This is a genomic window from Paenibacillus sp., from assembly GCF_048976745.1.
Classification (GTDB): Bacteria; Bacillota; Bacilli; order Paenibacillales; family Paenibacillaceae; genus Paenibacillus.
In genome coordinates, this window is the sequence record NZ_JBHGUU010000014.1 from 45,326 (window position 1) to 70,786 (window position 25,461).

A 25,461-nucleotide genomic window follows, 5' to 3' on the forward strand; every position below is an offset into this window, starting at 1 on the left:
AGTCTGAGAAAAGGGGACTACAGTATGAAAATTTTACATCATCCACAGGTGTCAGATATTGAACTTTCCTCCGTGTTGTATGCGTTAAGCGACCCAACCCGTCTTGGGATTGTTGCGGAAGCAGCCAGAAGCGGGGAGCAACCGTGCAGTCATTTTCATGCACCTGTTGTGAAGTCAACGATGTCACACCATATTCGCACGCTGCGGGAAGCCGGAGTTATTCGGGTCAGAGTACAGGGCACACAGCATTTTCTCACCTTGCGATCCGATGATTTGGAAACGCGTTTTCCAGGTCTTTTGCAACCGTTATTGCAGGCCGCAGCTCAGTCGAGTACAGATCCTTCCTAAATGTTGTCCTTTCTTCAGGTCGAAGAGGGGACATTTTTATTTTCTGATACTGAACAACCTCTAAAACTGATGCGACATTCTGTGTCGTACCATGCCATATATAATAACGGTGAACACACAAACCATATCGAAAAGAGGTTCACAACCATTGGCAAAAACTAAAAGAGGACGCGTCTTGTGGAGTCTTCCTTCCAGGGGCCGGGGAACATGCCCGGTGTGCAGCAGTACCCGAATTAAATTGTTGTATACGCAAACAAAAACAGACGGTACAAGTCTGAAAGTATGCAAGAAATGCTTCAAAGCCGTGCAATCCAGAGTGGATAATGCACACGTATAACATAACTGGCCTGTTCTGCGGAATGGGCCATGTCTTTTGATATAATGGAATATATTAGGAATGGAATGAGATGGGGGCGGGAAGATGAGTAACATGCATCGGATTCACTGGTTTGACGAACAGATTCGGGGTGGACGTTTTCCGAATAGCAGCTGGCTTGCCCGTGAATTTGAAATCTCCCGTCGTCAGGCTCAGCGTGATATTGAATATATGGCAAGTTCCCTGCGAGCCCCTTTGGTGTATATGGCAAAATATCGGGGCTATTGTTATGAAGATCAGACTTTTCGATTGCCCCATTTGTATATGACCGAAGAAGAGCAGCGAGTGCTGAAATATCTGGCCCATCGCTATAGACATTACAATTATGATCAAGCAGACACGGTGAAACGTGTAGCACATTTGCTGGAGCGTTTTACATTGGAGGAACAACAGATGAGAACTATCGATCTTCCGTTGTTTTCTGCACAACCGAAGCAGCTACAATTCTTTGAATTGTTGTCCTATGCTATAACTGACTTGCGCAGAGCACATATTCATTACAGGGATCATGATGGAGAAAGGCAGTTTGCCTTGTGTCCATTGAAGATGATATCCCAGTTTAACGCCGATTACGTGGTGGGTTATGAAGCAGATCCTGTGCAGCAAGTGGCCATTCGATTGGAGGGCATTGTTGGTGTATCGATCTTGGATGAAAGATTCGATTACAGGCCAGATGCTCTGTTAGCTGGATGGGAAGAACCACTGCCTGTGCGTAAACCGTTTGTAGCTGAGATTCGATTAAAGGAATTGCAGGAAATGGACCTATGGCAAGGGTATCGTATTCGGGCTAGGCAAGATCAGATTTATTCTATTGAATTTTATGATACGGACACTTTCCTGCAGCATTTGTTTATTAGCGAATGGGAAGAAATTTTGTCTCCTGGGTGGCTTAGACGCAAGCTTCAGCAAAGCGCAGAAGAATTAATTGACAGGCTTGCGATAGAACATAAACAAAACGTGGAGTAAACCGGCGTAGAGAGGAGAAGGTACGTTCTTGGCTGAGAATATTTTAGATCACCTCATCATGAAGCGGGAGTCCAAATCGTACGTGGATAGTCTGCATGCGATACTCACCCATACGGGCAAGTTTCAAGGTTCCAAGGTTTTACTTGCCGGATATACGGGCATGGCTTTTAAGCTGGCGGTACATCGCAGACTACTTCCCATGTCGGTTACAGCGTATGGGCAGTGGGGGGAAGCGCACCGTCCGGGAATTGATAACCTGGGGATATTCACGATCTGGGATGGGGGACGTACACGTCATTCCACGTTCGGTTATTACCAGCGAGATGCAGTGAATTGGGTGAGACGGAGTATCGATGAAGGTACTGGAGTGATTTACTGGATTCCTGAGTTCGGTGTCATTCATGGATATGATGACAGTGATCGCATCTTTTATGTGCAGGACGGATGGAGCAAGGAACCTCAGATACTGCTGTATGATAATTTCGGATTGAACTTTACTGGATTTTGGTATTGTCAGGTGTTTGGTGATCAGGTCCGTATTCCTGAACAGCAGATGCTGCTGGAATCCCTGCGACTGGCGATTGAGGATTGGGATATCCCGTATCGTCTGCTGCCTGATCGGAATATTGCTTCAGGAAGACAGGCATATGATGTGTGGGTGCAGGCCCTGCGGAGTGGGGATTTTGATGAATCAGGTGCGGCTTATATTTTGGAATCCTTCTGCCATGCTCGAACTGAAATAAGGATGTATTTGCAGGATGTTCGAGGGATATGGAACGAACTGGACCAGGCTTTTGCATGTTATGAACATCTTGGGACGTTAATTGACCAAATGAAAGGTTATATGGTTCAGCAGAAGAATAGACGTGTCTTGCGACCAGATACGACAGAAGATCTAGCGCAGGTACTAGTGAAGGCAAAAGCATTGGAAGAGCAGGCTATTGATAATTTTCGATTGATCTCCAGGAAGTATCCAGACCGTAAAAGGTCCACTATACCACGGTGGGGAGCACATTCAGCACGATAGGATAAGGGAGGAAGGAGTGACGGACGATGGCAGCCAAAGTATTGCAGGACTTGATTCGCTTCCCGCAAGCCCCAGCCTCTGCTGATGCACACCTATCATGGAAAGGTGTGGGTTCGTATATCGATGCGATGTACCGAATTTTATTGCACACACAGTGGATGGATTTCCCGCGTCACATGATTGCAGGTATGACGGCAAGTGCATTCCGATTAGTGGTGGATCGGCGTCTGACCGCAGAATCAATCTCGGCATACAACTGGATGGCAGAGAACTTTGTGGCGGCTGATTTTCTTGGCGTAACAACGGGACAACATGGTGGATTTTCATTTGAACCGACTTTTTCGCTCTATCAGAAGCAGGCTGTGCTGGACATCAAGGCGTCCATTGACCGGGGCGTAGGTGCGATTCTCTGGCATGATCAATTTGTCATTGCTGCCGGATATGATGATGAGGAGCAGGTGCTGTTTATTGGAGAAAGTGAAGGACATGAAGTCATTCGTCTGCCCTATGATTCATTTGGCAGGAACAGTACGCCATACTGGTACTATCAGGTGCTGGAATCTCATGAATCTGTGGATCTATGGGAAGTCTGCAAGGAATCATTAATTCAGGCCGTATACAAATGGGAAAACCATGACTACATGCTGCCGTCCCAGGATTACGCCTGTGGAGCGGCTGCGTATACGGTTATGGCTGCTACTTTGCAGTCTGGAACATATGACACAGAACAAGCGGCAACTGTACTGCACTATTATGCCAAATCAAGACTGGACATTGCCTCTTATGTTGCAGGGCTCAAGCATCTGTCCATTCATATGGATCAGGTTATAGACGAGTATGAGCAACTCGCAAGCCTGTATACAATGATCGTTGAGGTGATAGATGACTCCATCTCGTGGGATTCAAGAGAACCAGAATGTGTGCAGAGCGTGATGGAGCTTATACGGAAAGCGGGGGCTACGGAACAGCGTGCCATTGATGCCATTAAACTTGCCTTTCGAGAGACGATAGGCAATCGTTTTGATGACGTTGGTTTAAGATGAATAGCATGATAGATAAAATTGAAAAGCTCAGCATGAATAAAACCGGACAGGCCGCAGCCGATCCGGTTTATTTGCATTCAACATATATGCACATCAGGTTATGTGATCCACGCTAATAAAATTTTTCACAAGAAAAAATAACCAAAATTTTAATTTTGGGGTAATCCAAACCCCTTGTTGTTCCGAATATTATATTAGATGGTCTTTTTTGGATGTTGGATATTCAAGGACAACAGGGGGCGGGAGTATGGTACATAATCCGGAAACCATTCAGGAATGTATCGAACATGCACGGCAAAGGCTCTACCAGATTGCTGATCAATATGCGGAATTGTGGCATCCGGAGGTTATTCGCCAATCCATGGTGCTGGATGAGTTAATTAATGAATATAACAACGCAACTCGCGGAAGAACGAATTCGAATCAACTGAAATAATGAACGTATAGAATGCACTTATAAAATGAAGAAGAATAGAATCCCATGACGGGATTCCATGTGTTTGTGTTACTCTTTTACCGCCCCGAGCACAATTCCCTTTACGAAAAAACGCTGCAAGAATGGATAGACGAGCAGGATTGGCAGAGCGCCAATAAAGATCTGAGCAGCGTTCACCGTACGCTGAGACATGTTCTGGAGCTGTGTGGCATCCACGTTCATGTTGGAGAAATCCTGCTGTACGATAATAGTTTGCATTAACGTGGCGAGTGGATATTTGGAAGCATCATTCATATAGATCAGCCCGTCGAACCAGGAATTCCACTGCCCTACCATGGTGAATAAGGAGATCGTCGCAATGGCGGGCATGGATACGGGCAGATAAATTCTGAATAGCGTCGTGATGTGGTTGGCTCCGTCAATAAATGCGGCTTCTTCCAACTCTTTTGGCACGTTACGGAAAAAGTTCATCATGAGAATCAGGTTCCAGACAGCCACCGCTCCCGGCAAAATGAGAGCCCACATCGTATTAATCAGTCCAAGCTTCTGGATTAAGATATAGGATGGAATTAATCCCCCGCTAAACAGCATCGTGAAGATGAAAAACCACGCATATAACGAGCGCCCCTTGAAGTGCAGACTCTCCTTGGATAACGGATAAGCCGTCAGAAAGACAAGTGTCATACTGAGCAGTGTGCCCAGAACCGTACGCTGGACTGAGATCCAGAGTGCACTGAGAAAGTTACTGTTACCAAATGTTTTGGTGTACGCGTCCACCGTAAAATCAATCGGCCAAAGTGTCACCAGATTGGCGGATGCTGCCGCTTTGCCACTGAAGGAAACGGCCAGAATATGGACCAGCGGCAGGATGCACAGGATCGATACGGCCGCGATAAATATCAGGTTGAAACCATTGAATATACGGTACCCGGTTGTTTTGTGATACACCTTGATTCCCCCTTAATGCATTATGCTAACCCTTTAGAAAATACGATAATTGGCGATTTTGTAAGCCATCCGGTACGCAGAGATGACCAGGAACATCGCGACAAATGATTTGAATAGTCCAACGGCGGTCGCAAAGCTCATTTTGCCATTCAAAATCCCCATCCGATAGACAAAGGTATCGATAATATCGCCTTTCTCATACACCAGCGGATTGTACAGGTTAAAGATCTGGTCAAAACCTGCATTCAGGATATTGCCCAGCGATAACGTACCTACCACGATAATCATCGGCACAAGTGCAGGCAGGGTAATATGTAATGTCTGTCTGAGCCGAGTTGCCCCGTCCACCTCGGAAGCCTCATACAATGCAGGATTAATGCCCGCAAGTGCTGCCAGAAATACAATTGTACCGAATCCAAATTCCTTCCATACATCACTGACAACCACGGTTACACGGAACCAGTCCCCATCCCCCAGAAAGAAGATCGGTTCAACACCAGCCGCCGCCAGCACCTGGTTTACCAGACCACCTTCCGGTGATAACATATCGAGCAGAATGCCGCCCAGGACAACCCAGGACAGGAAATGGGGCAGATACACCAAGGTCTGTGAGAAACGTTTGAACGTGGAGTTCCGTACCTCATTCAGCAAAATGGCGAACACTACGGGGGCCACAAGTCCGGCCACAATCTTCATCGATGCGATCAGTACCGTGTTCCAGATGACCTGAACGCTGTCGGGATATTCGAACATGAACCGGAAGTTGTCCCAGCCCACCCATTTGGAGCCAGTGAACCCCAGCCACGGTTTGAAGTCTTGAAAAGCAATAATAATGCCGCCCATGGGCACATAGGCAAACAGTAAAGTGAGCAGTACAGCAGGCAGCAGCATCAGATGCAGCGGCCACGTGCGTTTGAAATTCCAGCGAGTACGTTTGCGTGGATGGGGTGTCATTTTTCGTACCGGCGTATTGGTTGTTAGCGGTTGTTCCATAGCCATCAGGGTCCCTCCTTTATCTCGTCCACCCCCGGCAACATGAGGCGAGCAAGCCTCTGCACAGAGTGGAGCAACTGAATTATAACAACGGAAAAGGGCGGACTATAGAACAACATTTCAATGCGGATGTTGAAATATTAACTTGTTGATGGAAACAGGGGATTACGAGTTGCAGGAAAGCAGGCGAATATAAATTCAACTAGAAATGTAAGGGTTTTCAATATAAAATAGGACTTCGATGTAGAACGACTTCAAATCAGGGACAGGGTGAAACGATGAAATTCACAGTATTTGCGAAGACGGTCATTCTCTTGATCTGCCTGCTCGTACCGATTCTGCTGCTCTATACGTACGCGAACCAGGCAAATGTCGATATGGTCGTCGAAGAGAAACAGCAATCGAGTCTGAATCAGTTCAATTATTTCAGTTCCCAGGTGGATAAAAATATCGAGCAGCTCTCGCTGTATGGCCTGACATTGCTGCGAGATCCGAGTATTCTGCATTACCGTTACATGACGGACTCAACCAGTCAATATGAGAAAAACAGCATCTATCTGGATATTCTCGACAAACTGTCATTGTACCAGTCCACCAGCCGTTGGAAGAACGATATTACCATTGTCTTGCCACAGGCAGAACTTGTGTTATCCACCATGTCCAGCCGGACGGTCTACGATGAAAAGATGTTGACGTTCCCGCAACCTGGCCAATGGCAGCTGGAGAAGGGGAGTTTCACCTACTTTTTCACGGACAACTACGAGTGGAATGAAAAACCGGTGAACACGGGCGTGCGAACGGTGATGGAGATTAATTTTGACCCGATGAACGTGGTTGCCATGTTGGATGATTTCAAAGAAACGCAGGGCGGAGATCCATTCTTAATCGTCCCAGGTAACGAACCGTTGCTGAACCGTACGGCAGACCCTGAACTGGTCGAAGCGATCATGCGAGATATCCCCTTTGACGGACCGGAGCGGGAAGGCAATCATCAGCTGGAGGTAGGTGACAAACAGTATCTGGTCAGTTACGTGCATTCGAAACAACTGCAAGCGGTATATGTGAACCCGGTCGTATTGGATGATCTGTTGAACCCGATGGACAAGAGCCGAAATATGTTTATTACCTCCATTCTGTTACTGCTCGTGCTGAGTATCGGGGCTGCACTGCTTTTGTATCGAAAAGTCCAGGTGCCCATCCATCGCTTGATGAGAGGGCTGCAACAGATTCGCAAAGGGCAGTTGTCCACGCGGATTCCAGTCGATCACTCCCGTGATGAATTCGCGTATCTGACCCAGAGCTTCAACCATATGGCAGAGCAGATTCAGGAATTGATCGAGAAGGTATACGAGGAACGTATCCGCTCACGGGAAGCAACATTGAAACATCTGCAATCACAGATCAATCCGCATTTCCTGTACAACTGCCTGTTTTATATCAAAAATATGACCCAGCTCGGCAACCGGGAAGCGGTTATTGCCATGTCGCTAAGTCTGGGAGACTACTACCGCTACATTACGCGGGGCGAGAATGACATGACGACAGTGGAAGAAGAAATCCGGCTGCTGGACCATTATCTGTCCATTCAACAGATGAGAACCAACCGGCTGACCTACGAGATCGCCGTACCGCAGCAATTGATGCAGCTCCATATTCCACGGCTGCTCATTCAACCCATCGTAGAGAATGCGGTGATCCATGGCATTGAACCGATGGAGGGCAGTGGGCATGTCGTCGTAACGGGGATGGCGGTACCCGAATATATTGAGGGCCGCAAATATACCAGATATAGCCTGTTTGTTGACAATGACGGTGTCACGCTGACAGCGGAAGAGATTGCGGAATTGGAACGGGAGATCAATGAACCGATGGGCGAGGAGATTGGAACAGGCACGTGGAATGTACACCAGCGTCTCGTTACGCGATATGGGTTCTCGTCCGGCCTTCATTTTGGAGCGATTCCCTATGGTGGACTTAGTGTAGAAATTCGATGGTTTGAGGAGGAACAACCGCATGATGAATCTGATGGTCGTGGATGATGAACATTCCGCAGTTGAGTCGATCGCTGTCTCCATACCGTGGAGACAACACGGGATTGGTCAGGTATTTAAAGCTTATTCAGTCAAAGAAGCACTGGAACATATGGCAACACATCAGATCCATATTATTATCACAGATATCCGAATGCCGGGGTTGTCCGGTCTGGATCTGGTCAGTCACATAAGGCAAAAATGGGAACAGACAAAATGCATTATTTTATCGGGGCATGCTTCCTTCGATTATGCGAAGCAGGCGCTCAAACATGGGACAGTCAGTTATCTGCTCAAACCGGTCCGGGATGAGGAACTGATCGAATCCGTGCAGCAGGCCGCCGTGCAGATTCGCCTGGAGGGGGAGAAACAAATGCTGCATCAGCGGGCTATGTATTCGGTAAGGGAACATCTGCCGGAGAAGCGGGCGGAGCTGATGAAGGATGTACTGTTGGGGCATAAATTTGCGAATGCCGAACTTGTAGGCAAGCTTGAGCAACTGGAGATCGGATTTCGTCCTCAGGATAAAATGCAACTGCTGCTCATCCGGTATGATGACCATCAACCCACACATAAAGCGTTTCGACTGATGAAGTATGCCATCTCCAATGTGGTGGAGGAGATCTACGGCAGTACCTATCATCTCTGCCATACGGATGACGCCTATGATGATCTGGTCTTCATGGCCAGTCCCAAACAACCCCAAGCCGAACCGGAAATACGAATGGGCCGACTTGGAGAACGGTTAATCCACAGTGTAAGGCAGTATCTGAACGCGACCATTTCCCTGTCCGTTAGTCGTATGGGACGTTTCCCGGATCAGGTGCCCCAGTTATATCATCAGGCCGTGAGTGCACTTCGCAAGCAGGCAGAGGCGGGCAAAGGATTGCATTTGAATGCGGCGGCAGGAACCAGCGGGGCCACATTAAAGTCACTTGCGGCGCTGTATGAACCGCCGGGTCTTACGACGTTAATGGAAGCGGGGCGCATGGAGGATGCTCACCGCAAGATTGATCAGATCTTTGCCGAACTGTCGAACAGTGTGTTCCCGGAGCATGTGTATGTCGCTTTTCATTATCTGGCGGCTGCATTCTCAACCATGGCTCATCGGGAAGGAAGACAGTTAACCGAAGTGCTTGGCGAGCAGTATCAGCAGTTGCTCAAGGACGGCTATGGTATCTCGCTGCGCAGTCTGGAAACGTGGACTCGGTCTGTGATGCAGCAGTGGGCTGAGAGCACCAGCGATGCGGGTCAGGATGCCGGATCAACGCTGATTCGGCAGGTGCAGCAATGGATCGACCATCATCTGGGCGAGGATCTGTCGTTGCAGGTCATTGCCGGTGAGGTGCATCTGCACCCGGTATATCTGTCGAAAATGTACAAACAATCCACAGGTGAAGGCATTAGTGATTATATTATTCGTTCCAGAATGGAACGTGCGGTTCATTTGCTCAAGCATACAGCGATGAAGATCTATGAAATCGGTCAGGAAGTGGGGTACAACAACACGCCTTATTTCATTCAGGTGTTCCGCAAACATTATGGACTGACCCCGCAAGATTTTCGGAACGGTTAACAAATCAATATGAACATTGAAATTGTGATATATGTTTGCCTCCCCGGCTGCACTATCCTTTTCATGTAAGGTGCATTTGGCATCAATCGACTTGGCACAAAAGGGTATCCAAGTTACCTGAGGAGGGGTTAGTTCATGTATAGAAAAATGATGACGACATTGCTCGCAATCACGATGGTTGCCGTAACGGCATGCAGTTCGGGGGCCAAGGAAGAACCAGCGAAGGAAGCCGCGGCACCACTTGCTCTGCAAGACGGGAAGTATGAACCGGCGGTACAGATGAGTTATTTGCGGGCCTGGAATGATGATACGAAATTCAAGAATGGGGAAACGGCACAGAACAATGTGCATAGCAAATGGGCCAAGGAACGACTTGGCATCGATCTGACTACGCCATGGGCTGTATCGGTGACCAATGATGCATTTTACACGAAATTGCGCTTGTCTCTGTCCGCTAACGAAGAATTGCCGGATATCGTCTCCATACGGGGAGATTACAATCTGGTACGGGAATTAATTGAGTCTGGCAAGTTTGCCAATGCAGGCGAATTGTTTGACAAGTATGCTTCGGACACCTGGAAACAGGCATCTGAATCAGCACCAGAGGAATGGTATCCATACATGTATGAGGGCGAGCGTTATGGCATTCCAATCTTCGATTATGCATACAACGGTGATTCGGTCATGTTCATCCGTGAAGACTGGCTGAAGAAGCTGGGACTGGAAGAACCCAAAACCATGGATGAGCTGGTTACGGTCATGGATGCTTTTACGAATCAGGACCCCGATGGGAACGGCAAGAAAGATACGTATGGTCTGACCGTGGGCATGAAGAATGCGCTCAATACCTGGATGACGGAATCCGGCTGGATCTTCGGCATGTACAACACAATGCCTGGACAGTGGAATGATGCCGGAGACGGTACATTGCAATATGGCTCCATTCAGCCTGGTGTGAAGGAAGGCCTGGCAACGATGAAAGATTGGTTGTCCAAAGGTTATCTGCCCAAAGAAGCAGGTGTCTATGACGAGATCAAGGCAGCAGAACTGTTCACCGCAGGTAAAGCAGGCATTATCGTGGGGCCACACTGGATGCCAAACTGGCCGATTGATGATGTGAAGAAAAATGTGGACGGTGCCACGTACAAGGCTATTGCCTTACCTACAGGACCCACTGGCGAGAGCCACCAACATGGTTCCGGGGCAAGCAACGGGGTGGTGCTGATTAACAAGGACATGGCGAACCCGGAGATTTTCTTCACATATCAGAATTATCTGTTCGACAACTTTGCCAACCCGGAAGTGGGCAGCGAGTTCGAACATGGCTTCGCGCAAGGATACGACTATGACATCGTGGACGGCAAAGTGGTTGGTGAAGCCGAAGTGAAGGACGGGGTATCACCACTCAAATATACGATTACGTATGATGGTGCACGGATTCCGAATCTGATGATGGATACGCTGGCGGAACTTGCGAAGGGTAAAGAGCCGGAGACCCCTTTCGAGAAAAATACGAAGATGGCCAACAAACCTGAAGTATTTGCAGCCGCTGAAGTCGTCGTTGCGAATAAAGATAATGCGATTAAGAACAAGTTCACCGGGGCACCGACGGAGACGATGAAAATGAAGAAGGACGCAATCGACAAGCTGGAGAAGGATACGTTCAGCAAGATCATCTATGGTCAAGTGGGCATTGAGGAATTTGATGCGTTTGTGACGAAGTGGAAGTCCATGGGTGGCGATGATATTACCGCCGAAGTGAACGAGTGGTATAAAACAGTCAATTAAACAACAAAAGCAGGGTAGAACGATGAATTCATCGGATCTACCCTGCTTTTTGGTATGTCTCAGACCGATGATGACTCGCACCGGACAAAGGTAACGTTTTTTCCTAAAATCACATGATCCACCTTCCATCCGGCATTTAACCAGGATAGTGCCTGTGTATGATTCATGGAATTATTCACCCACCATTGCTCGCGATTATAGGCTGTCGGGGGTAACGTAAATCCGAGAATTTCCTCAAGCTCTGCATATGTAAGGGTGATTGAAACCTGATTCAAATAGTTTTCCAAAGGGAAGTATTTGCTGTAGCTCATTTAGTCAGACCTCCTGAAAAGGAATACAATGATTATACAACGTGGGAATGATGATAGCGAGGGCATACCGAGAGCCTACATAGATGTGAAAGGTATCCGTAGATCTCTTTGACTAGGGCGTGTCTTAAATACCACTTATGGACATCTTTCACCACCTTTTCTCCCCCTGCTGCCTTATTGTTCCCGGTGTACTTGAGAGAGTAAAATAATAGGTAGTATGCGAACATCAATACGTATTTATAACAGAGATGCCCTGGATTGGTCCGGGATTCATAGAGGTTCAAGTTTGGTTGATGAACATCATTAGATGCGAGGGAAGGCAGGAGATTCGATGAGTACACTTTATGACCAGGCAATGGAAGAGATGATGACGACAATTCATGAATGGTTTGATGAACAGGAAAAGCGGGATGACTTGGAAAATGTTACGAAGCGAACTACGCTGCAAATAGGCATCTTCAATGATATTTTGCTGGATTATAGACCTGGACGGACTACAGTGGATAGTGTGGATTTGGGCCTGGATGATGGCCTGAAATCGAAGCAGGCAGGAGCCTTTACCGAAGAACAGGTTCGTAACGAGATTGGACCTAAGCTTGTAGAGGTTGTTCAGGGAAGATTGGACAAGCTGTCCGATTCCCCGTTGATTGACTATCAATTTACCTTCCGTGGTAAATTCCCTACAACAGAAGGAAAGCTGCAACTGACTTTGCTGGAATATATCCATGAAGAGAAAAAGCAGCAGTTGCTTGAGCGTATTCATACATACATTGATCAGAAGCTGGAGAACGGTGCATATCCAACAAAGCCCTTGGAGTCCTTCTTTTTGACACGTCATCTGCTTGACCCGAAACTGTTTCCTGAGCTGGATGTAGCCTGGGTCATCAGGCAGTATGACCGGATTCAAGAGTTGAATCAGGGTCGCCCGGAGGCACTTGCCGAACACCGTGGTGATATTACTCGTGCGTTGAAGGCATGGGCGGAGAGTCAGTTCTTGCCACAGTATTATGATGTGCAGTCTTCTGCGTATCGTGCCAATGAATATTCGCTTAAGCCAGGGGCGACGTTGGAATGGAATGTTGAATCACAGACAGACCAATTGTCGGATAAGAAGCAGAAGGCGCAAGTAGCCGGGACTCAACCGATAGATCTACTGTTATACGCGGCGGTGATGATTCTACGATATGAGCCGAATTATAGCAAAGTCGAAGGTCAGACTTACCTAGAACTCGCGAAGCAACTCGGCAGCAGACGAGCGGCACTGATGATGACGGAAGGTAGCGGGACGTATGCGAAGGACGATATTTATGTGAAAACGGAAGAAGTGGAATGCAAAGCAAATGATGTATTTGCTCTGATGACCATTCACATTCGGAAGGAAGAGCCGGGTGCCTATCAGCAAGCACTTACCTTTATCACTCATTTGTTGAAGCAGGGCTTTCCGAAAAGTTATAAGATCAAGCTGAAATCTGCCGTAAAGCAGTATTTGTCGATCAAAGGTCTCGCGAAGTCGGATACCCACCGATTTTTTGCCAATGCACTGGCGTATCCGGAGTTGCATCCACTTCTGGAAGAGTATGCGCGTGAGGCTATCCAGGAGTTCGAGTTCTACGAGGATACCGAGGGCGAGAAGAATTGTATGCCAGGCAGTTATGCAACCTTTGGACTGGGGCTCATAGATGAGCGGTATTTCCCGCTGGTTGAATATTACATGGGTGAAGTGGATGATGAGCATCAGTTAATTCAGGACAAGTTCATTGGGGTATTTGTAGAAAAACAGGGAGTAACGGCTCAATCCATACCTGCCTTAGTCGCCAGCTTGCGTCGTTCTACGGACAGCTTGAAGCTGAAGATTCAGACTGAGCTGGAGAATGACGAGATACTTGAACGGTTGGTTAGGCAGATTCAAGGACTTGAGCATTACGAAGTGGAACGTGTACTTTACCCAATCTTCGGCAAGATGGAGAAGCTCACAACGCTCGCTCGCAAAGCGGAAGGAATACGGAAGGAATTATTGCTGAAACTATTGCAGGCCGCAGGAAAATAAAAGTGTAAACAAGACAAGTAAGATTGTACTGGGCCAGACAGTGGAGCATTTTAGCGAATTGAAAGTGCATTAGGAGAGGCGGGGGAAGTTGTGGAAGCTTTGAGTCGAGACATGTGGCAGGAGTTGAATGCCCAAGACAAAGATGCTTGGATGCGTAGGCTGGTTCGTCAGTTACCAGATGGCATGCAATATGAGGGGCTTGAAACATTTGAACGATTCGGTCAGCGAATGGAGACAGGTGTATTTACGGAGGATGGGCTTAGATTTGTATTTGTGCCAGGGGATCAGGTCACGCTTGGCTGGGATCGTTGGCAGCATGGCATGAACCAAGAGACCTCAGCCGACTTGCATGAAACGGTCAGTGAGTATGGTGTGGAGGACGTGGATTCGTTTCTGGCGAGTCAGATGTCACCTGTGAGAGAAGTTACTATTGCGCCGATGCTTGTGGAATGTGAACTGATCTCGCTTGGCTGGATTGAAGTGTCCGAGGAGGAAGCATTTGCACAGGAAGATCCTGATTTCCCCGCAGCATTGGAGCAGTTTAAGCAGTCGGATATCCGTGAGTATGAATTGCATCAACAATTCCGTCTGATTCGCCAAAGTGAGGATGAAGTGCGAATCCTGTGGTTCAACGAAGGAATAGAGCTGGAAGACGTGGTGAGAGAGGAAGCAGCGGCGGGCTTTGGTTTGCTGACTGAAGATGAATGGGAGTATATCTATGGTGGCGGTTGTCGCACGTTATTTCCCTGGGGGGACAGCTTCGACTATACGATGAGATTGAAGCACTTTGGAATTCTGGAAGGTGTGGATGGGATTGTGGATGGATCGGGAGAGTCGGCCTCTTCACGGGTTGAAGAAAAGGAAGATGATCGTGCTTATGATCTGGAACTGCCGAATTTCTTCGGGGTGCAATTTGCCGGTGATCCCTACAAGGTTGAGCTTACGCTCGATTCGGATGGAGACGTGATGCCTAAAGGCGGGGACGGCGGTAGCCTAATATGTGGTGGTACAGGTCCATTGGTTGGTTTCTTGCCTGCTGCTGCGGTGTATTATCGAGACGTTAATGCCAGTGAACTCGACTGGGAGGATTTGATGGATGCGATGTACTATCGCAGGGTTGTTCGTTTGCCAGAACTAAAGGTTTGATGGGTTAACCGAAACAGCTATTAAGCGGTAGCATCCCATACGTAGAAAGAGATTTAGTGAATTCTAAAGAGCAGTTGACAGATAAATGAATAGATCTGTCTCTGTCCTTTGGAATGTTCCATTAGGGCCAGAAGATGGAAGAAAAAGTAATGAATATTTAGATCAAAAGTTCTATACTTAACGAGTCTCAACCAAATCCATTACACAGAGAAGGAGTTAAGTATGTCCAGAGTATCCAAATGGCTCATCGTTAGTTTAGTTTCAATTTTTATACTTAGCATGTCGGAATTCACAGTCTCAGCGTCTACTTCAATAGTTCAAACCGCACAGAACGCAGAGCGATCCATTTCATCCAAAGATCGGGTACAACACAACATTCGTTTTGCAGTCAGAGGCACGGAGGTGGCCGTGACTACGCTTCGAACGAGTTTTGATACTGGTGAACTCAAAGAAAATGAGTACCATTTTACCGATCCAGCTATTCTCCCTAGAATACATACCGGTCTGACGACAACTTCCCATCAGTATGATCCTATTGTTAGTGACACACCAGCAGGATTAAAAGGATACATAACTTATTATGCCACGGATGATAAGCAGCATTATTACGTTTTGTATGAGTATGACTATAGATCGAACACACTTCGCAAAGTCCATGAGGGAGAAAACCGTATCTACTTGGAACCTCAAATCGGAATATATTATACGATCTACGAGAAAAACGTTCCTAAATCCAACTACTATTCCATGGTCACAGGAAAAAAAGTATACACTCGCGGAAATATTTTGCTGGAAAGGGATTTTACAGATACTAAATATGTGGTATCACCGATTCCACAAACCCGTAATTTTGGGGTATATTGCACAGATACTTTAGATTGCCACTATCTTGAATATGGCGGTATAAAGGGGAAAAAGGCCAAAGTAAGCGACTTGTGGATGAAGCCTGACCAGAAGACAGGCTTGTCTACTAAAGCTTTTCAGGTAAGTGCAGATGTTCATTTAAATGTTTCTCAAGGTAACACGAGGGATCGTAAATCAGACTGGACCGTGGTTGTAACCAAGAATGGTGAAAAAACCACACTGATTAAAGAGCGAGTAGGCTATGTGCATTCATTTATCTCGCCCGAAAGAAAAACATTGGTTCTGGTCACAGAGAACGGTCTGGATAGTAAGATGGAGTCTTCCAAGGTGCAAGTTTATGATCTGAAGACCCTTAAACGGATTCGATCCTATGATTCTCCATACCGTGCTCGTACCCAAAGTATCCAGTGGATTACTGAGGATGAGTATATTATTGAACAGTACTTTTCCAATCCAGGTTCTTACCCGCCATCCTTATATGTTATTTCAGAAAATAAACATCTTAAATTGAATTATGAAAGGTACATTGACTGGAAAAATTACTGGAATTCCTTTCAGTTCTCTACTATCTTTTTCCCCATGGAGCCTGTAGGCATTAAGTCTGATCAGGGTGTATTGGAGTATAAAGGACAGCCCACCTTCTATATGGAAGGGCAGCATTATGTTCCTTTAGAAGAATTCACTAAAGCATTTCATATTCAATATAATCTGGGCAAGGATAAGATCACCTTCACTCGTGGACAGCGTTCTTCCAGTGTGAATCAACCTTCAAAACAATTGTTGACGCTATACAATCAGACCTTTATTCCTTTAGGTCAGTGGAGTAAGGACTTGGGGCTCAAAGTATCGGAAACAAAAGGAAGTAGGTACAACAAACAATTAAGCATAAGCGATGAAGAAAAGGGTACTGATCTGGCCATGGAGCCCAAAATTCTCCCTTTTCAGGCAAGTGCACGATGGATGGATCGGGTAGGGGACAGTTACCAATTAGATCCGGTAAATACAAGGCCGATGGAATCAGCTGTGCCAGACCGAATTGATGGTGTAGTGCTAAATTTTGATCGAACATTGACCATTTCCTCCTCTAAAGATTCAATTACAGAGTTGCTGTTCACCAATCCAGACTACACTTCGGTGCTCGGGAAAGTATCTTTAACGGACATACCTGAGAGGAAGTGGGGATTTAGCACAGCCGAGATTCCAGAAAACATGTTACAAGATGGTGTGCTTAACGTGATTGTTCCCGTGAAAGAAGGAAAATCAACGATGGTGTACTCCTTAAAGCTTCCAGAACCATTTGATAAAAATAAATTCTAAAGAAAATAAGCAGTTCCGGTACAGCATCATTTTTGCTGTGCCTTTTTCATTTTTTTGGGTAAATATAATCAGGCCTAATGGCTTAAGATCAGGAGTGGGGGCGCATTGAGCCCAGCCAAGGTTCCTTTTACAATAAAAGAATAGAATCTTTTGCCAACGTCTTTAAATTGACAGCATGGAAAAGGGGAATGACTTTGCCTTCATATACATCATTTCAGTGTTGCGGCCGGGAGGCCTTGTTGTTGTTCCAACTGATGAATATTCCGGAAGCGGATCAGCTTCTCATGGATCTGAAAGACCCTCCATTACAGGGTGAACAGGCCAAGCATAGTTATGAACAAATTCTCACAGGTCTTGTTGAAGAAGGTATTATTGAATTGGACAATCAACAGATCATCATAGACCCGCAAATATACAACCTGCTTACAGGCTGTAAGCTCAGTAGTGCAATAACCAGACTAGATTTGCGTGCAACAGATGGAAAATCATCGGTGACCTATGGATTTTTGTCAGGCATGCAGTTGGTTGAGTTGGTCTGGGAACCTGCACAAGATCAGGCGCTACTCACTTCTTTTGACGAATTCGAAAAAATGTTTCAGGTCATTGGGAATCGGATTGAACTACCTGATCCATTAGCTTCCAATGTAAACCCTCAATCACAGGATACAATTCGTACACCCATGCAGGTAGAAACGTTGCAGCGTCTGTCTGCATTGGCGGTCGATTCAGTACTGGAGATGTTCGAATCTATTTTGCAAGAGGACCGGCATCTGGATCAGGCTTTGATGCAGACATTGGCTAAAGGCTTTGCCGCGCTGGAGAAGTGGGGGCAGTATGAAGTGTACACCCGAGGACAGGAAGGACAGCCGCAAACCATTTATTTTATAGGTAGTATCCACGGTAATTGGTTGTTCCTTGAGGGGGAAGAGAATGGTCTATTTACAGCTTTCAAGATAACGGAAGAAGAACTGGTGCAAAGCCTGTTTCTGCTAACGACGCGTTCATTATCCGTACTGTCCGGAGTTTAAGTCCGATATGAGTCATACATATATGTAAACTAAGGGGGAATCCAGTTGACCAAAATTGTCATGAAGTCAGACTATCTGAATTCACTCGCACAGCAGATTGAACAGGTGACGGCACAACTGCAACAGGTGGACAGTGTTCTCCAACATGCCATTCAGGGAGTTGCCTGGCAGTCGGGGAATCGACAGACTATTATTGGTCTGTACCAGACACATCAGCATCGGTTTCAGACGGCTGGACAGAGCATGCAGCAGCTGGCTGCATATGTAAAGACAACCCGTGAGAAGATGGAACAGGAGGATCAGTCAGGGGGGACATTTGGGCTTACGGGTATCAATCCACTCGCTCCGTTTGATGGCCCTGGGAGCACGGTAGGAACATTGACAGGAGCAGCAGCAGTTGCCAGATTGGGTTATCGCGTGAAGAACGGTTATATGATCAAGGCTCAATTGGATCGGAATTCTCCTCGCGTTCTGGTCCGTGAGAGCTATGATTCAGTTAAAGACAATAAGGCTGCGAACGGCAGACCAAGGGATTACAAAATACATTATGTGCGTGATATCGAAGCCAAAATTGCCAATGGAACGGCTACTCCTCAGATTAAAGAAGTAGCTTCTATGATCAAGCCTGGTTATGCCGTAAAATCGGCCTTGACAGACAAGCTTGGCTGGGCAAGTGTGGGAATAGACGTGTTTACAGATACCCAAGAGAACATCAATCAGAACGCGGGCAGTGACAAAATTGCTGGTGATATCATTGGGAATGTTGTCGTAGGCGGTGCAACAACGGTAGGTGCAACGCTGTTGACTGCGGCCATCTTGCCTGCGGCGGCACCTGTGCTTGCAGTAGGTGCAGTGGGGTTGGGCGTTTCCGTAGGTCTGACTTACCTAGCTGAAGGGGTTACGGTGAATATGGATTTGGACGGTGACGGAAAGGATGATTCGGTGAAGGATGTTGTTAAGCATGGTGCAAAGAAAGCCTGGTCCACAGTGGCGGGGTGGTTTAAATAAATGGCGAACAAAAAACGTTCAAAACCCTCGGCCCGTGACGTCGTTGTTTCTACAATGTATGAAGGCACTCCTTACCCAAGGGAAACATTTGAGAACTATCTGGTCATCTATGCGGCAGATGGTATTCGACTGAGTGTAGGTACGCTTGTTCTGTTTTTTCTTAACGTATTTCTGCTCATTCCCGTGTTCAGTGTCCCGTTCCAATCTATGTATGCGTATATTCTCGTGCCACCGCTAGTCTTTATGAATATATGGGCGATTGCCCTTATTGCTGCCCCACGCAGACTCCAACTGAATTATGTATTGTTCCGAGGGGTATTTGGCATCGTTTGTTCTGTGGGATTTATGGTGATTATACAGAAATTTGCCTACGGGACACTTGCTCTGACGACACCTTGGTACGCCATTGGATCATTTGCAGTATATGGTTTTGCCTTGTTTCAATACGTGAAGTTTCGTTTGCGTAAGCTACGGCAGCCCCCTCAGCGGAAAAAAGGGGATAAAAGCCCGGGTATGCCTGTTGCCACATTAACGATGATTACGGGCGGAGCATATCTTCTGGCCAATATTTCACTGGCCTTTGTTACGCAGCAGACTGTGGCTGTTGTGCTGATGTGTGTATACATTATGCTGGCCTTTGTCGTGTTTCACTTCATTATGGACTTGCATCGGTATTACTGGCTTCGCCAGGTTATGAACAAATCAGAGGGGTAATTGCAGGATAGAGTCATAATTAAGGAGGGCGATCATTTTGGAAAAAAATATAGCTTCGTTTCTACCGAATGGGTCTGTTATTCGTTTAAAAGAAGGCACCAAGAAGCTTGTCATCTATGGACGCAAGCAGATGTTAATGACAGAACCACCCCGTCAATTTGATTATATTGGCTGTCTATACCCTGAGGGTTACATTAATCCGGATTATACGTATGTATTCAATCATGAAGATATCGAAGAGATCATTTTCAGAGGGTATGTGGATCAGGAGGAAGAGACATTTGCGGCGGAACTGGAGCGTAAGTAGCCCGAGTTGTAAAGGTCGGTCCTACATATGAGGAAATGAAAAAAACGGATCAGTCCTAACGTGACTGATCCGTTTCGCGGAAACGCGTCGCTGTCTGTTGAAGACTGGTGCTGGTTTCCTGTAAACCGCGCAAATAATGACCTATGTTTGTCATGCTGTCATTCATACGCCCGAGAAACTCTCGCTGGCGTTCCCCTTCCCACTGTCCCTCAGACTGATCAATCATCGTTTTGAGTTGGGTAAGAATATCATGTCCGTTCTGGCATGCCTTATTGAACTCACCCGCAAGTTGTTGCAGTTCTTCTGGGGACAGATCAATACGCTGGTTCATGAGGTCCACTCCGTTTCTCTTCTTGCATAAGATAATGTATATTCCATTATAACCCCATCTTTTTCAAAATGAAGCTGGACAAAAGCCTTGTTTTCAGATCAGTGTAGCCTGTCTTACATAGGACAAAACACACATCAAATCAGCCCCAGCTCATAGAGCGGGACCGAAATGATGTGTGTTATTTTAGTTTATTTCACTTTTTGTACGGATACCGCCATTTGCTCCAGTTGATTGTGAGTCAATTGGTTATTCGGTGAGCTGATGGTTACATAACGATCATCCAGCTTGAACGTGAGCATATCCGTTTGGTCTGGTGTATACCATTTGGCGGATACGCCATTAGGCAGTTTTACCGTTTTGCCATCATAGCTGAAGGAGTAGTCTTTAGGAGATACCGTGACATTCATGCGATTAAAAACAAAGTTTACACCATCACCGCCTGCACCTACACTTTTGAACGTATCTCCAGCAACCATATGTTGTGGGGCATAAGCTGTTGTAAACCCGTCAAACTTCGCAAATGCTTTGCGAATGTTATCCAATTGTTGCTTGCTGTAGTTCACATCTGCGAATGCAGTGATCCCTTGATCGTTGTTGCTGTTAGACTTTTGAACAGAGACAGCGACTTGTTGCAACTGAGCTTGACTCAGCTTATGATCCGGCGAGCTAAGGGTAACGTAGCGATCATCCAGTTGGAATGTGAGCATGCCCGTTTGATCGGGTGTGTACCATTTGGCAATTACGCCATTGGACAGTTTCACGTCTTTGCTCGTATAGCCGTCCGAATAATCTCTTGGAGACACATCCACTTTCATATGGTTGAAAATAAAGCTTACGCCGTCGCCACCCGCACCCACACTTTTGAACGTGTCACCTGCGATCATCTGCTGAGGGGCATAAGCTGTCTCGAACCCATCAAATTGTGCAAAAGCCTTTTGAATGGCCTCTTTTTGTGCGCCGCTATACGTTACATTTGTCAGAGCTGATGGATTGCTCGTAGCTTGGCCGATAATGACTTGCCCTTTTTTGCCGTCATAGGATACAGGCACATGCAACGCATCGGCAAGCGCACGTACAGGCAGATAAGTAGAGTTGTTATAGGTAATTGGCGCCAGTTTGTTGCCATTGCCATCCGTTGGTGAGTAAGCCGCTCCATCGACATTAAAGCTGATTCCATGGTTAAGATATGCGGAGATCTTCTCCAGTTGCGTTCCGGCAAATACGCCCGTTGCTCCTGTTAATGTCATGCCAAGTACCATCATCGTTGCTACGGATTTCTTCATGTTTTTTTTCATCATATATCTCTCCTTCAAGTTGGTGTTTGGTTTGTTTAATGGGCTCGCTGTCCCTTATGGCTTTATATTAAACGCCGAACATATCCAGAATAATTCTGAATTGTCTCCAACTTGTAAACATGTGTATATAGACAGGAGAATGTAGAACGAAAACTGAAGCTGCTAGGCATGTTTGAGCGTATTCTTTGCGGAATCGAAACATTTTAGTTAAACAGATAGAGGATTAGTCCGCCAAAACCAAGTACAATCGCACCAACGTATACATAGGAAAGTTTGCTTAGGTTTTGTTTGGTGCGGCGGTCATATTCGGGGTTGCTGGTCTGATTGGCTTTGGAATTTCCGATGATCATGGTAGCAACACCTCCAAATAAGGCGATACCTATAATTAAAACATAAGGCAGCCAGGTCATGAATGGACCTCCTTCGCGAATAAGTTGATATGTCTTTATTGTACTTCAGGATAACCTTTGATGTAAGCTTTAGTTGAGAAAATAAGGGAAATGAAGTATCTGTCTTACAGTATCTATGACGTCTTGGATCGGAAAGATCACTATAATTTAAAATTTTTTAATTCAAAAAAACCTTGATATAACAGGCATTCGCAGCTTTCTTCACTGAAGGTTGCGAATTTTTTTGCCTACAGAGTGATCCAGACTAGAGAACCTTGCGTTACACCCTATGAAGACAACGACAAGGAAAGAAATTATACACAAAACATAATCGAGGAGTGAACACGTAATGAAAATGAAGATGAAGAAGTTTATCGCACCTGTACTTAGCTTGACACTGTTGATGCCGGGAATCGCTGGAGCAGCTTCCGCACCACAGACACCAATGACCATGATGAAAGCATCCGTGAACACACCTGCAGCTGACCTGAGAGCGAACCTGGACCACCTGCTGTCCGAGCACTTTGCACTCGCCGTAACGGCCATGGCAAAAGCATATGACGGAGCAAAAGATGCAGATGCAGCTTATAAAGCACTCGACCAGAATGCACTGGATATGCAACCAGCGATCGCTTCCCTATACGGGGATGCAGGTGCCAAAGAATTCGAACGCATCTTCCGCGCTCATAACAAATACACCGATGATCTGGTGAAAGCAACCAAAATGGGCAACCAGGCTGGCATCAAACAAGCACAGGCAAACATCAACGGTTTTGTGGATGAGTTCTCCACATTCCTGAGCACAGCTACCGAAGGCAAGTTGCCAAAAGCAGCAGCCAAACAGGCGCTGCAAGTACATGAAGATCTCGTGCAAAAAGTATTTGATGAGTATGTAGCTGGAGATTATGCGGATGCATACAAGGCTTACCGTGAAGGTTTCAAAGAAATGTTCGACGTAAGTAAGGCACTCTCCACGGCAATTACTACACAAATGCCTGAGAAATTCGAAAATACCAAAGCGGATACCAAAGCAGCCGATCTGAGATCTGCACTCAACCACTTGGCTTCCGAGCACTTTGCGCTTTCGGCACTGCAAATGCAAGAGGAGTTTGATGGACGTACAGCCGCTTCCAACGCACTGATTACGGCTGAAGCTGGAAACACAGCTGACTTCAAAGCAGCGATTGCTTCTGTTTACGGTAATGATGGTGCCAATGCTTTCGAGAAAATTTGGGTAACCAATCATGTTAATGCGCAAAGCGACTACGTAAAAGCGGTTAAAAACAACGATGCTGCGGCTCGTGCAGCAGTAGAGAAACGTATTGATGGATTTACAACAGAGTTTGCTACATTCCTGGATTCTGCCACAGCTGGCAATCTGCCAAAAGCAGCAGGACAACAAGCGCTGACAACGCATGAAAAACAAGTGCAAAACGTATTGAATCAATATGCAGCAGGTAACTATGATGCTTCTTACACAACCAATCGTGAAGGTTTCAAAGTGATGTTTGGTGTAGGTCAAGCCCTGGGTAACGCTATTGTGACTCAATTCAATGACAAATTCCAAGAGCCAGCAACACCTGCACCAACGCCAGAAATGACAACGGTGTGGATGAAACTGAACAGCAAAATGCTGAAAATTAACGACAATACAACCAACATGGACACCACACCAGTGCTTTGGAAAAACACAACATACATTCCACTGCGTTTCTTGAGTGAAGGTATTGGCGCAACGGTGAAATGGGACAAAAAAGCACAACAAGTAACGGTAATGGCTGGCGATGATACCCTTGAATTCTGGGTGAACAACAACGTTATGGAAGTGAACGGCGTGAAGAAAAACGTGGGTGCAACGGTATTTGTAAACAAAGATGGACGTACGCAAGTACCCCTGCGCTTCATTGCTGAACTTCTGAACTGGGACGTGAAATGGGCACAAAAAGATGGTTCCATTACACTGACAAAATCCATGTAATACAACGTTTTTTATATAAGTCCAACAAAAGAGCTGCCCCATACGGCAGCTCTTTTGCATTCACCCATAAGTTCAAATATTTGGTATAATCATCGAGTAATGACCTACATAACAGCTTGAATAGCCGATGGAGTCTAGAATGATGTATGATAATTTGGTATAAGCAAAATGAAAAGGGGGACAGAGGAATGAGTACATCATCAACATCATCTAAATCGGAACGCCCAGCGAGAAATGTGGATACCCGGTTATTTATTGCTTGGGCCGTTTCCGTTATTGCCACAGGGGGGAGTCTCTATTTCAGTGAGATCAAGGGCTTTCTTCCATGTGATCTGTGCTGGTTCCAGCGCATATTCATGTATCCACTAACCATCTTGCTGGGCATTGCGTACTTTAAGGATGACGTGGGCATCACCAAATACGTACTCCCACTTAGTTTCATCGGGGGCGGCATTTCGTTATATCATGTAACGATCCAGCGTATTTTTTCGGCTACAGGTAATGCCGTAGCCTGTGGGAAGGTTCCGTGTTATACCGACTATTTGAACTGGTTTGGTTTCATCACCATTCCATTACTGGCACTGATCGCCTTTATTATCATCATCGTGATGCTGTGGGGCATCGGCAAAACACCAAAATCTTCTTAATAAGAAAGGATAGATGGTGATGAGCGGACAAGCTCGTTGGTTCATGCCCTTCATTATTCTGCTCCTCCTGACGGTGGGATGCTCTTATGAGGAACAGTCACAATCGGGCGAGATGCCAGAGATGATCAAAGTGAAGCTTGACGTTCCAGAGAAGGCTTCTCTTCATCAACCAATACAGTTGCAGGTGAAGCTTACACAGGGCGATGCACCATTAAGCCATGCCGACCATGTGCAATTTCAGATCTGGAATGAGCTTGAAGATCCGCCTTCTGTATCCCCGGAACAAGGTATGATGACAGCAGAAGAACTGGAGAATCAGGGGGCTATTACGGCCAATGAGACAGAGGAAGGACTGTATGAGATCCAGCATACCTTTGAAGAACCAGGCACGTATGTGGTACAGGTCCATGTTACACACGGAGCTATGCATAGCATGCCCAGAGCAAGAATTGTAGCGGAGTGAAGCAGCGGGTGGATACCGGGGGTTTGGTTCAGGGTTAGCAATAGGTTTATAATAATATGGGTATGAAGAATGTTGTAGGAAAAGA

25 protein-coding genes are annotated in these 25,461 nt (G+C 46.3%); 19 read left to right on the forward strand and 6 right to left on the reverse strand.

The genetic code is table 11. From position 1 onward, the window contains the following. The first annotated feature begins 24 nt into the window (after nt 1–24). The 6 genes from ACE3K2_RS21125 (at nt 25) to ACE3K2_RS21150 (ending at nt 4,196) form a co-directional block, all read left to right on the forward strand. Nucleotides 25–348: an ArsR/SmtB family transcription factor gene (locus ACE3K2_RS21125; protein WP_036606795.1), complete on the forward strand. Its 324-nt coding sequence runs from the start codon at nt 25–27 to the stop codon at nt 346–348. Nucleotides 349–496: 148 nt separating this feature from the next. Continuing rightward, complete coding sequence (locus tag ACE3K2_RS21130) at nt 497–685, forward strand: hypothetical protein (RefSeq protein WP_338588603.1); 189 nt, start codon at nt 497–499, stop codon at nt 683–685. 84 nt (nt 686–769) lie between these two features. Beyond that, nucleotides 770–1,690: a helix-turn-helix transcriptional regulator gene (locus ACE3K2_RS21135; RefSeq protein WP_421894651.1), complete on the forward strand. Its 921-nt coding sequence runs from the start codon at nt 770–772 to the stop codon at nt 1,688–1,690. A gap of 28 nt (nt 1,691–1,718) precedes the next feature. Further along, nucleotides 1,719–2,717: a hypothetical protein gene (locus tag ACE3K2_RS21140; protein WP_421894654.1), complete on the forward strand. Its 999-nt coding sequence runs from the start codon at nt 1,719–1,721 to the stop codon at nt 2,715–2,717. A gap of 26 nt (nt 2,718–2,743) precedes the next feature. Then, nucleotides 2,744–3,760 (forward strand): hypothetical protein, encoded by a 1,017-nt coding sequence (locus tag ACE3K2_RS21145; protein WP_421894657.1) that lies wholly within the window; start codon nt 2,744–2,746, stop codon nt 3,758–3,760. 247 nt (nt 3,761–4,007) lie between these two features. Beyond that, nucleotides 4,008–4,196, forward strand: coding sequence for an aspartyl-phosphate phosphatase Spo0E family protein (locus ACE3K2_RS21150; protein WP_091038444.1), 189 nt, complete (start codon nt 4,008–4,010; stop codon nt 4,194–4,196). 69 nt (nt 4,197–4,265) lie between these two features. Here ACE3K2_RS21150 and ACE3K2_RS21155 read toward each other — a convergent pair whose 3' ends face one another. After that, on the reverse strand, nt 4,266–5,144 hold the full coding sequence (locus ACE3K2_RS21155; RefSeq protein WP_421894660.1) for a carbohydrate ABC transporter permease: 879 nt from the start codon (nt 5,142–5,144) through the stop codon (nt 4,266–4,268). Between the two features lie 33 nt (nt 5,145–5,177). After that, the gene (locus ACE3K2_RS21160; RefSeq protein WP_036668173.1) at nt 5,178–6,098 is read right to left on the reverse strand and encodes an ABC transporter permease; all 921 of its coding nucleotides are present in this window, start codon (nt 6,096–6,098) and stop codon (nt 5,178–5,180) included. Nucleotides 6,099–6,415: 317 nt separating this feature from the next. Between ACE3K2_RS21160 and ACE3K2_RS21165 the strand changes: the two genes are divergently transcribed. The 3 genes from ACE3K2_RS21165 to ACE3K2_RS21175 all read left to right on the forward strand — a co-directional run bounded on the left by ACE3K2_RS21165 (nt 6,416) and on the right by ACE3K2_RS21175 (nt 11,531). Further along, the gene (locus ACE3K2_RS21165; RefSeq protein ID WP_421894663.1) at nt 6,416–8,176 is read left to right on the forward strand and encodes a sensor histidine kinase; all 1,761 of its coding nucleotides are present in this window, start codon (nt 6,416–6,418) and stop codon (nt 8,174–8,176) included. Beyond that, nucleotides 8,151–9,743 (forward strand): response regulator transcription factor, encoded by a 1,593-nt coding sequence (locus ACE3K2_RS21170; protein WP_421894666.1) that lies wholly within the window; start codon nt 8,151–8,153, stop codon nt 9,741–9,743. Before ACE3K2_RS21165 ends, ACE3K2_RS21170 begins: the two co-directional genes overlap by 26 nt. Nucleotides 9,744–9,878: 135 nt before the next feature. Then, nucleotides 9,879–11,531 carry an extracellular solute-binding protein gene (locus tag ACE3K2_RS21175; RefSeq protein WP_421894669.1) on the forward strand — a complete coding sequence of 551 codons (1,653 nt, stop codon included), beginning with the start codon at nt 9,879–9,881 and terminating at the stop codon, nt 11,529–11,531. A gap of 59 nt (nt 11,532–11,590) precedes the next feature. Here the strand turns inward: ACE3K2_RS21175 and ACE3K2_RS21180 are convergent, their stop codons facing one another. Then, nucleotides 11,591–11,842 carry a DUF7662 domain-containing protein gene (locus ACE3K2_RS21180; protein WP_421894672.1) on the reverse strand — a complete coding sequence of 84 codons (252 nt, stop codon included), beginning with the start codon at nt 11,840–11,842 and terminating at the stop codon, nt 11,591–11,593. A 331-nt stretch (nt 11,843–12,173) separates the two neighbouring features. Between ACE3K2_RS21180 and ACE3K2_RS21185 the strand changes: the two genes are divergently transcribed. The 7 genes from ACE3K2_RS21185 to ACE3K2_RS21215 all read left to right on the forward strand — a co-directional run bounded on the left by ACE3K2_RS21185 (nt 12,174) and on the right by ACE3K2_RS21215 (nt 20,273). Beyond that, on the forward strand, nt 12,174–13,889 hold the full coding sequence (locus tag ACE3K2_RS21185; RefSeq protein WP_421894675.1) for a DUF6138 family protein: 1,716 nt from the start codon (nt 12,174–12,176) through the stop codon (nt 13,887–13,889). A gap of 90 nt (nt 13,890–13,979) precedes the next feature. Next, nucleotides 13,980–15,035, forward strand: coding sequence for a hypothetical protein (locus tag ACE3K2_RS21190; protein ID WP_421894678.1), 1,056 nt, complete (start codon nt 13,980–13,982; stop codon nt 15,033–15,035). 222 nt (nt 15,036–15,257) lie between these two features. Further along, nucleotides 15,258–17,216 carry a hypothetical protein gene (locus tag ACE3K2_RS21195; protein ID WP_421894681.1) on the forward strand — a complete coding sequence of 653 codons (1,959 nt, stop codon included), beginning with the start codon at nt 15,258–15,260 and terminating at the stop codon, nt 17,214–17,216. A gap of 242 nt (nt 17,217–17,458) precedes the next feature. After that, entirely contained in the window at nt 17,459–18,244 is a 786-nt protein-coding gene (locus ACE3K2_RS21200; protein ID WP_421894684.1) for a hypothetical protein, read from the forward strand. Between the two features lie 45 nt (nt 18,245–18,289). Next, a complete protein-coding gene (locus tag ACE3K2_RS21205) occupies nt 18,290–19,252 on the forward strand; it encodes a hypothetical protein (RefSeq protein WP_421894687.1) in 963 nt (320 codons plus the stop codon). A gap of 54 nt (nt 19,253–19,306) precedes the next feature. After that, nucleotides 19,307–19,966: a hypothetical protein gene (locus ACE3K2_RS21210; RefSeq protein ID WP_339301917.1), complete on the forward strand. Its 660-nt coding sequence runs from the start codon at nt 19,307–19,309 to the stop codon at nt 19,964–19,966. 37 nt (nt 19,967–20,003) lie between these two features. Next, entirely contained in the window at nt 20,004–20,273 is a 270-nt protein-coding gene (locus tag ACE3K2_RS21215; RefSeq protein WP_076212877.1) for a DUF4176 domain-containing protein, read from the forward strand. 55 nt (nt 20,274–20,328) lie between these two features. Here the strand turns inward: ACE3K2_RS21215 and ACE3K2_RS21220 are convergent, their stop codons facing one another. The 3 genes from ACE3K2_RS21220 to ACE3K2_RS21230 all read right to left on the reverse strand — a co-directional run bounded on the left by ACE3K2_RS21220 (nt 20,329) and on the right by ACE3K2_RS21230 (nt 22,309). Next, complete coding sequence (locus ACE3K2_RS21220) at nt 20,329–20,604, reverse strand: WXG100 family type VII secretion target (protein WP_421894690.1); 276 nt, start codon at nt 20,602–20,604, stop codon at nt 20,329–20,331. 188 nt (nt 20,605–20,792) lie between these two features. After that, nucleotides 20,793–21,902: a stalk domain-containing protein gene (locus ACE3K2_RS21225; protein ID WP_421894693.1), complete on the reverse strand. Its 1,110-nt coding sequence runs from the start codon at nt 21,900–21,902 to the stop codon at nt 20,793–20,795. Nucleotides 21,903–22,102: 200 nt separating this feature from the next. Next, entirely contained in the window at nt 22,103–22,309 is a 207-nt protein-coding gene (locus tag ACE3K2_RS21230) for a hypothetical protein (protein WP_421894696.1), read from the reverse strand. Nucleotides 22,310–22,643: 334 nt separating this feature from the next. Between ACE3K2_RS21230 and ACE3K2_RS21235 the strand changes: the two genes are divergently transcribed. From ACE3K2_RS21235 to ACE3K2_RS21245, 3 genes are all read left to right on the forward strand, one after another. Next, nucleotides 22,644–24,266: a copper amine oxidase N-terminal domain-containing protein gene (locus ACE3K2_RS21235; protein ID WP_421895001.1), complete on the forward strand. Its 1,623-nt coding sequence runs from the start codon at nt 22,644–22,646 to the stop codon at nt 24,264–24,266. A 188-nt stretch (nt 24,267–24,454) separates the two neighbouring features. Further along, a complete protein-coding gene (locus ACE3K2_RS21240; RefSeq protein WP_421894699.1) occupies nt 24,455–24,913 on the forward strand; it encodes a disulfide oxidoreductase in 459 nt (152 codons plus the stop codon). A gap of 19 nt (nt 24,914–24,932) precedes the next feature. After that, nucleotides 24,933–25,376 carry a FixH family protein gene (locus ACE3K2_RS21245; protein ID WP_421894702.1) on the forward strand — a complete coding sequence of 148 codons (444 nt, stop codon included), beginning with the start codon at nt 24,933–24,935 and terminating at the stop codon, nt 25,374–25,376. The last annotated feature ends 85 nt before the right edge of the window (nt 25,377–25,461 follow it).

Excerpts from the sequence above, each read along its gene's own strand:
- ACE3K2_RS21240 (WP_421894699.1), top strand. The coding sequence starts at position 24,455 with ATGAGTACATCATCAACATCATCTAAATCGGAACGCCCAGCGAGAAAT.
- ACE3K2_RS21135 (WP_421894651.1), top strand. The coding sequence starts at position 770 with ATGAGTAACATGCATCGGATTCACTGGTTTGACGAACAGATTCGGGGT.
- ACE3K2_RS21245 (WP_421894702.1), top strand. The coding sequence starts at position 24,933 with ATGAGCGGACAAGCTCGTTGGTTCATGCCCTTCATTATTCTGCTCCTC.
- ACE3K2_RS21125 (WP_036606795.1), top strand. The coding sequence starts at position 25 with ATGAAAATTTTACATCATCCACAGGTGTCAGATATTGAACTTTCCTCC.
- ACE3K2_RS21165 (WP_421894663.1), top strand. The coding sequence starts at position 6,416 with ATGAAATTCACAGTATTTGCGAAGACGGTCATTCTCTTGATCTGCCTG.
- ACE3K2_RS21225 (WP_421894693.1), bottom strand. The coding sequence starts at position 21,902 with ATGATGAAAAAAAACATGAAGAAATCCGTAGCAACGATGATGGTACTT.
- ACE3K2_RS21160 (WP_036668173.1), bottom strand. The coding sequence starts at position 6,098 with ATGACACCCCATCCACGCAAACGTACTCGCTGGAATTTCAAACGCACG.
- ACE3K2_RS21235 (WP_421895001.1), top strand. The coding sequence starts at position 22,644 with ATGAAGATGAAGAAGTTTATCGCACCTGTACTTAGCTTGACACTGTTG.
- ACE3K2_RS21195 (WP_421894681.1), top strand. The coding sequence starts at position 15,258 with ATGTCCAGAGTATCCAAATGGCTCATCGTTAGTTTAGTTTCAATTTTT.
- ACE3K2_RS21175 (WP_421894669.1), top strand. The coding sequence starts at position 9,879 with ATGTATAGAAAAATGATGACGACATTGCTCGCAATCACGATGGTTGCC.
- ACE3K2_RS21150 (WP_091038444.1), top strand. The coding sequence starts at position 4,008 with ATGGTACATAATCCGGAAACCATTCAGGAATGTATCGAACATGCACGG.
- ACE3K2_RS21220 (WP_421894690.1), bottom strand. The coding sequence starts at position 20,604 with ATGAACCAGCGTATTGATCTGTCCCCAGAAGAACTGCAACAACTTGCG.
- ACE3K2_RS21210 (WP_339301917.1), top strand. The coding sequence starts at position 19,307 with ATGTATGAAGGCACTCCTTACCCAAGGGAAACATTTGAGAACTATCTG.
- ACE3K2_RS21170 (WP_421894666.1), top strand. The coding sequence starts at position 8,151 with ATGATGAATCTGATGGTCGTGGATGATGAACATTCCGCAGTTGAGTCG.
- ACE3K2_RS21185 (WP_421894675.1), top strand. The coding sequence starts at position 12,174 with ATGAGTACACTTTATGACCAGGCAATGGAAGAGATGATGACGACAATT.
- ACE3K2_RS21145 (WP_421894657.1), top strand. The coding sequence starts at position 2,744 with ATGGCAGCCAAAGTATTGCAGGACTTGATTCGCTTCCCGCAAGCCCCA.
- ACE3K2_RS21230 (WP_421894696.1), bottom strand. The coding sequence starts at position 22,309 with ATGACCTGGCTGCCTTATGTTTTAATTATAGGTATCGCCTTATTTGGA.
- ACE3K2_RS21180 (WP_421894672.1), bottom strand. The coding sequence starts at position 11,842 with ATGAGCTACAGCAAATACTTCCCTTTGGAAAACTATTTGAATCAGGTT.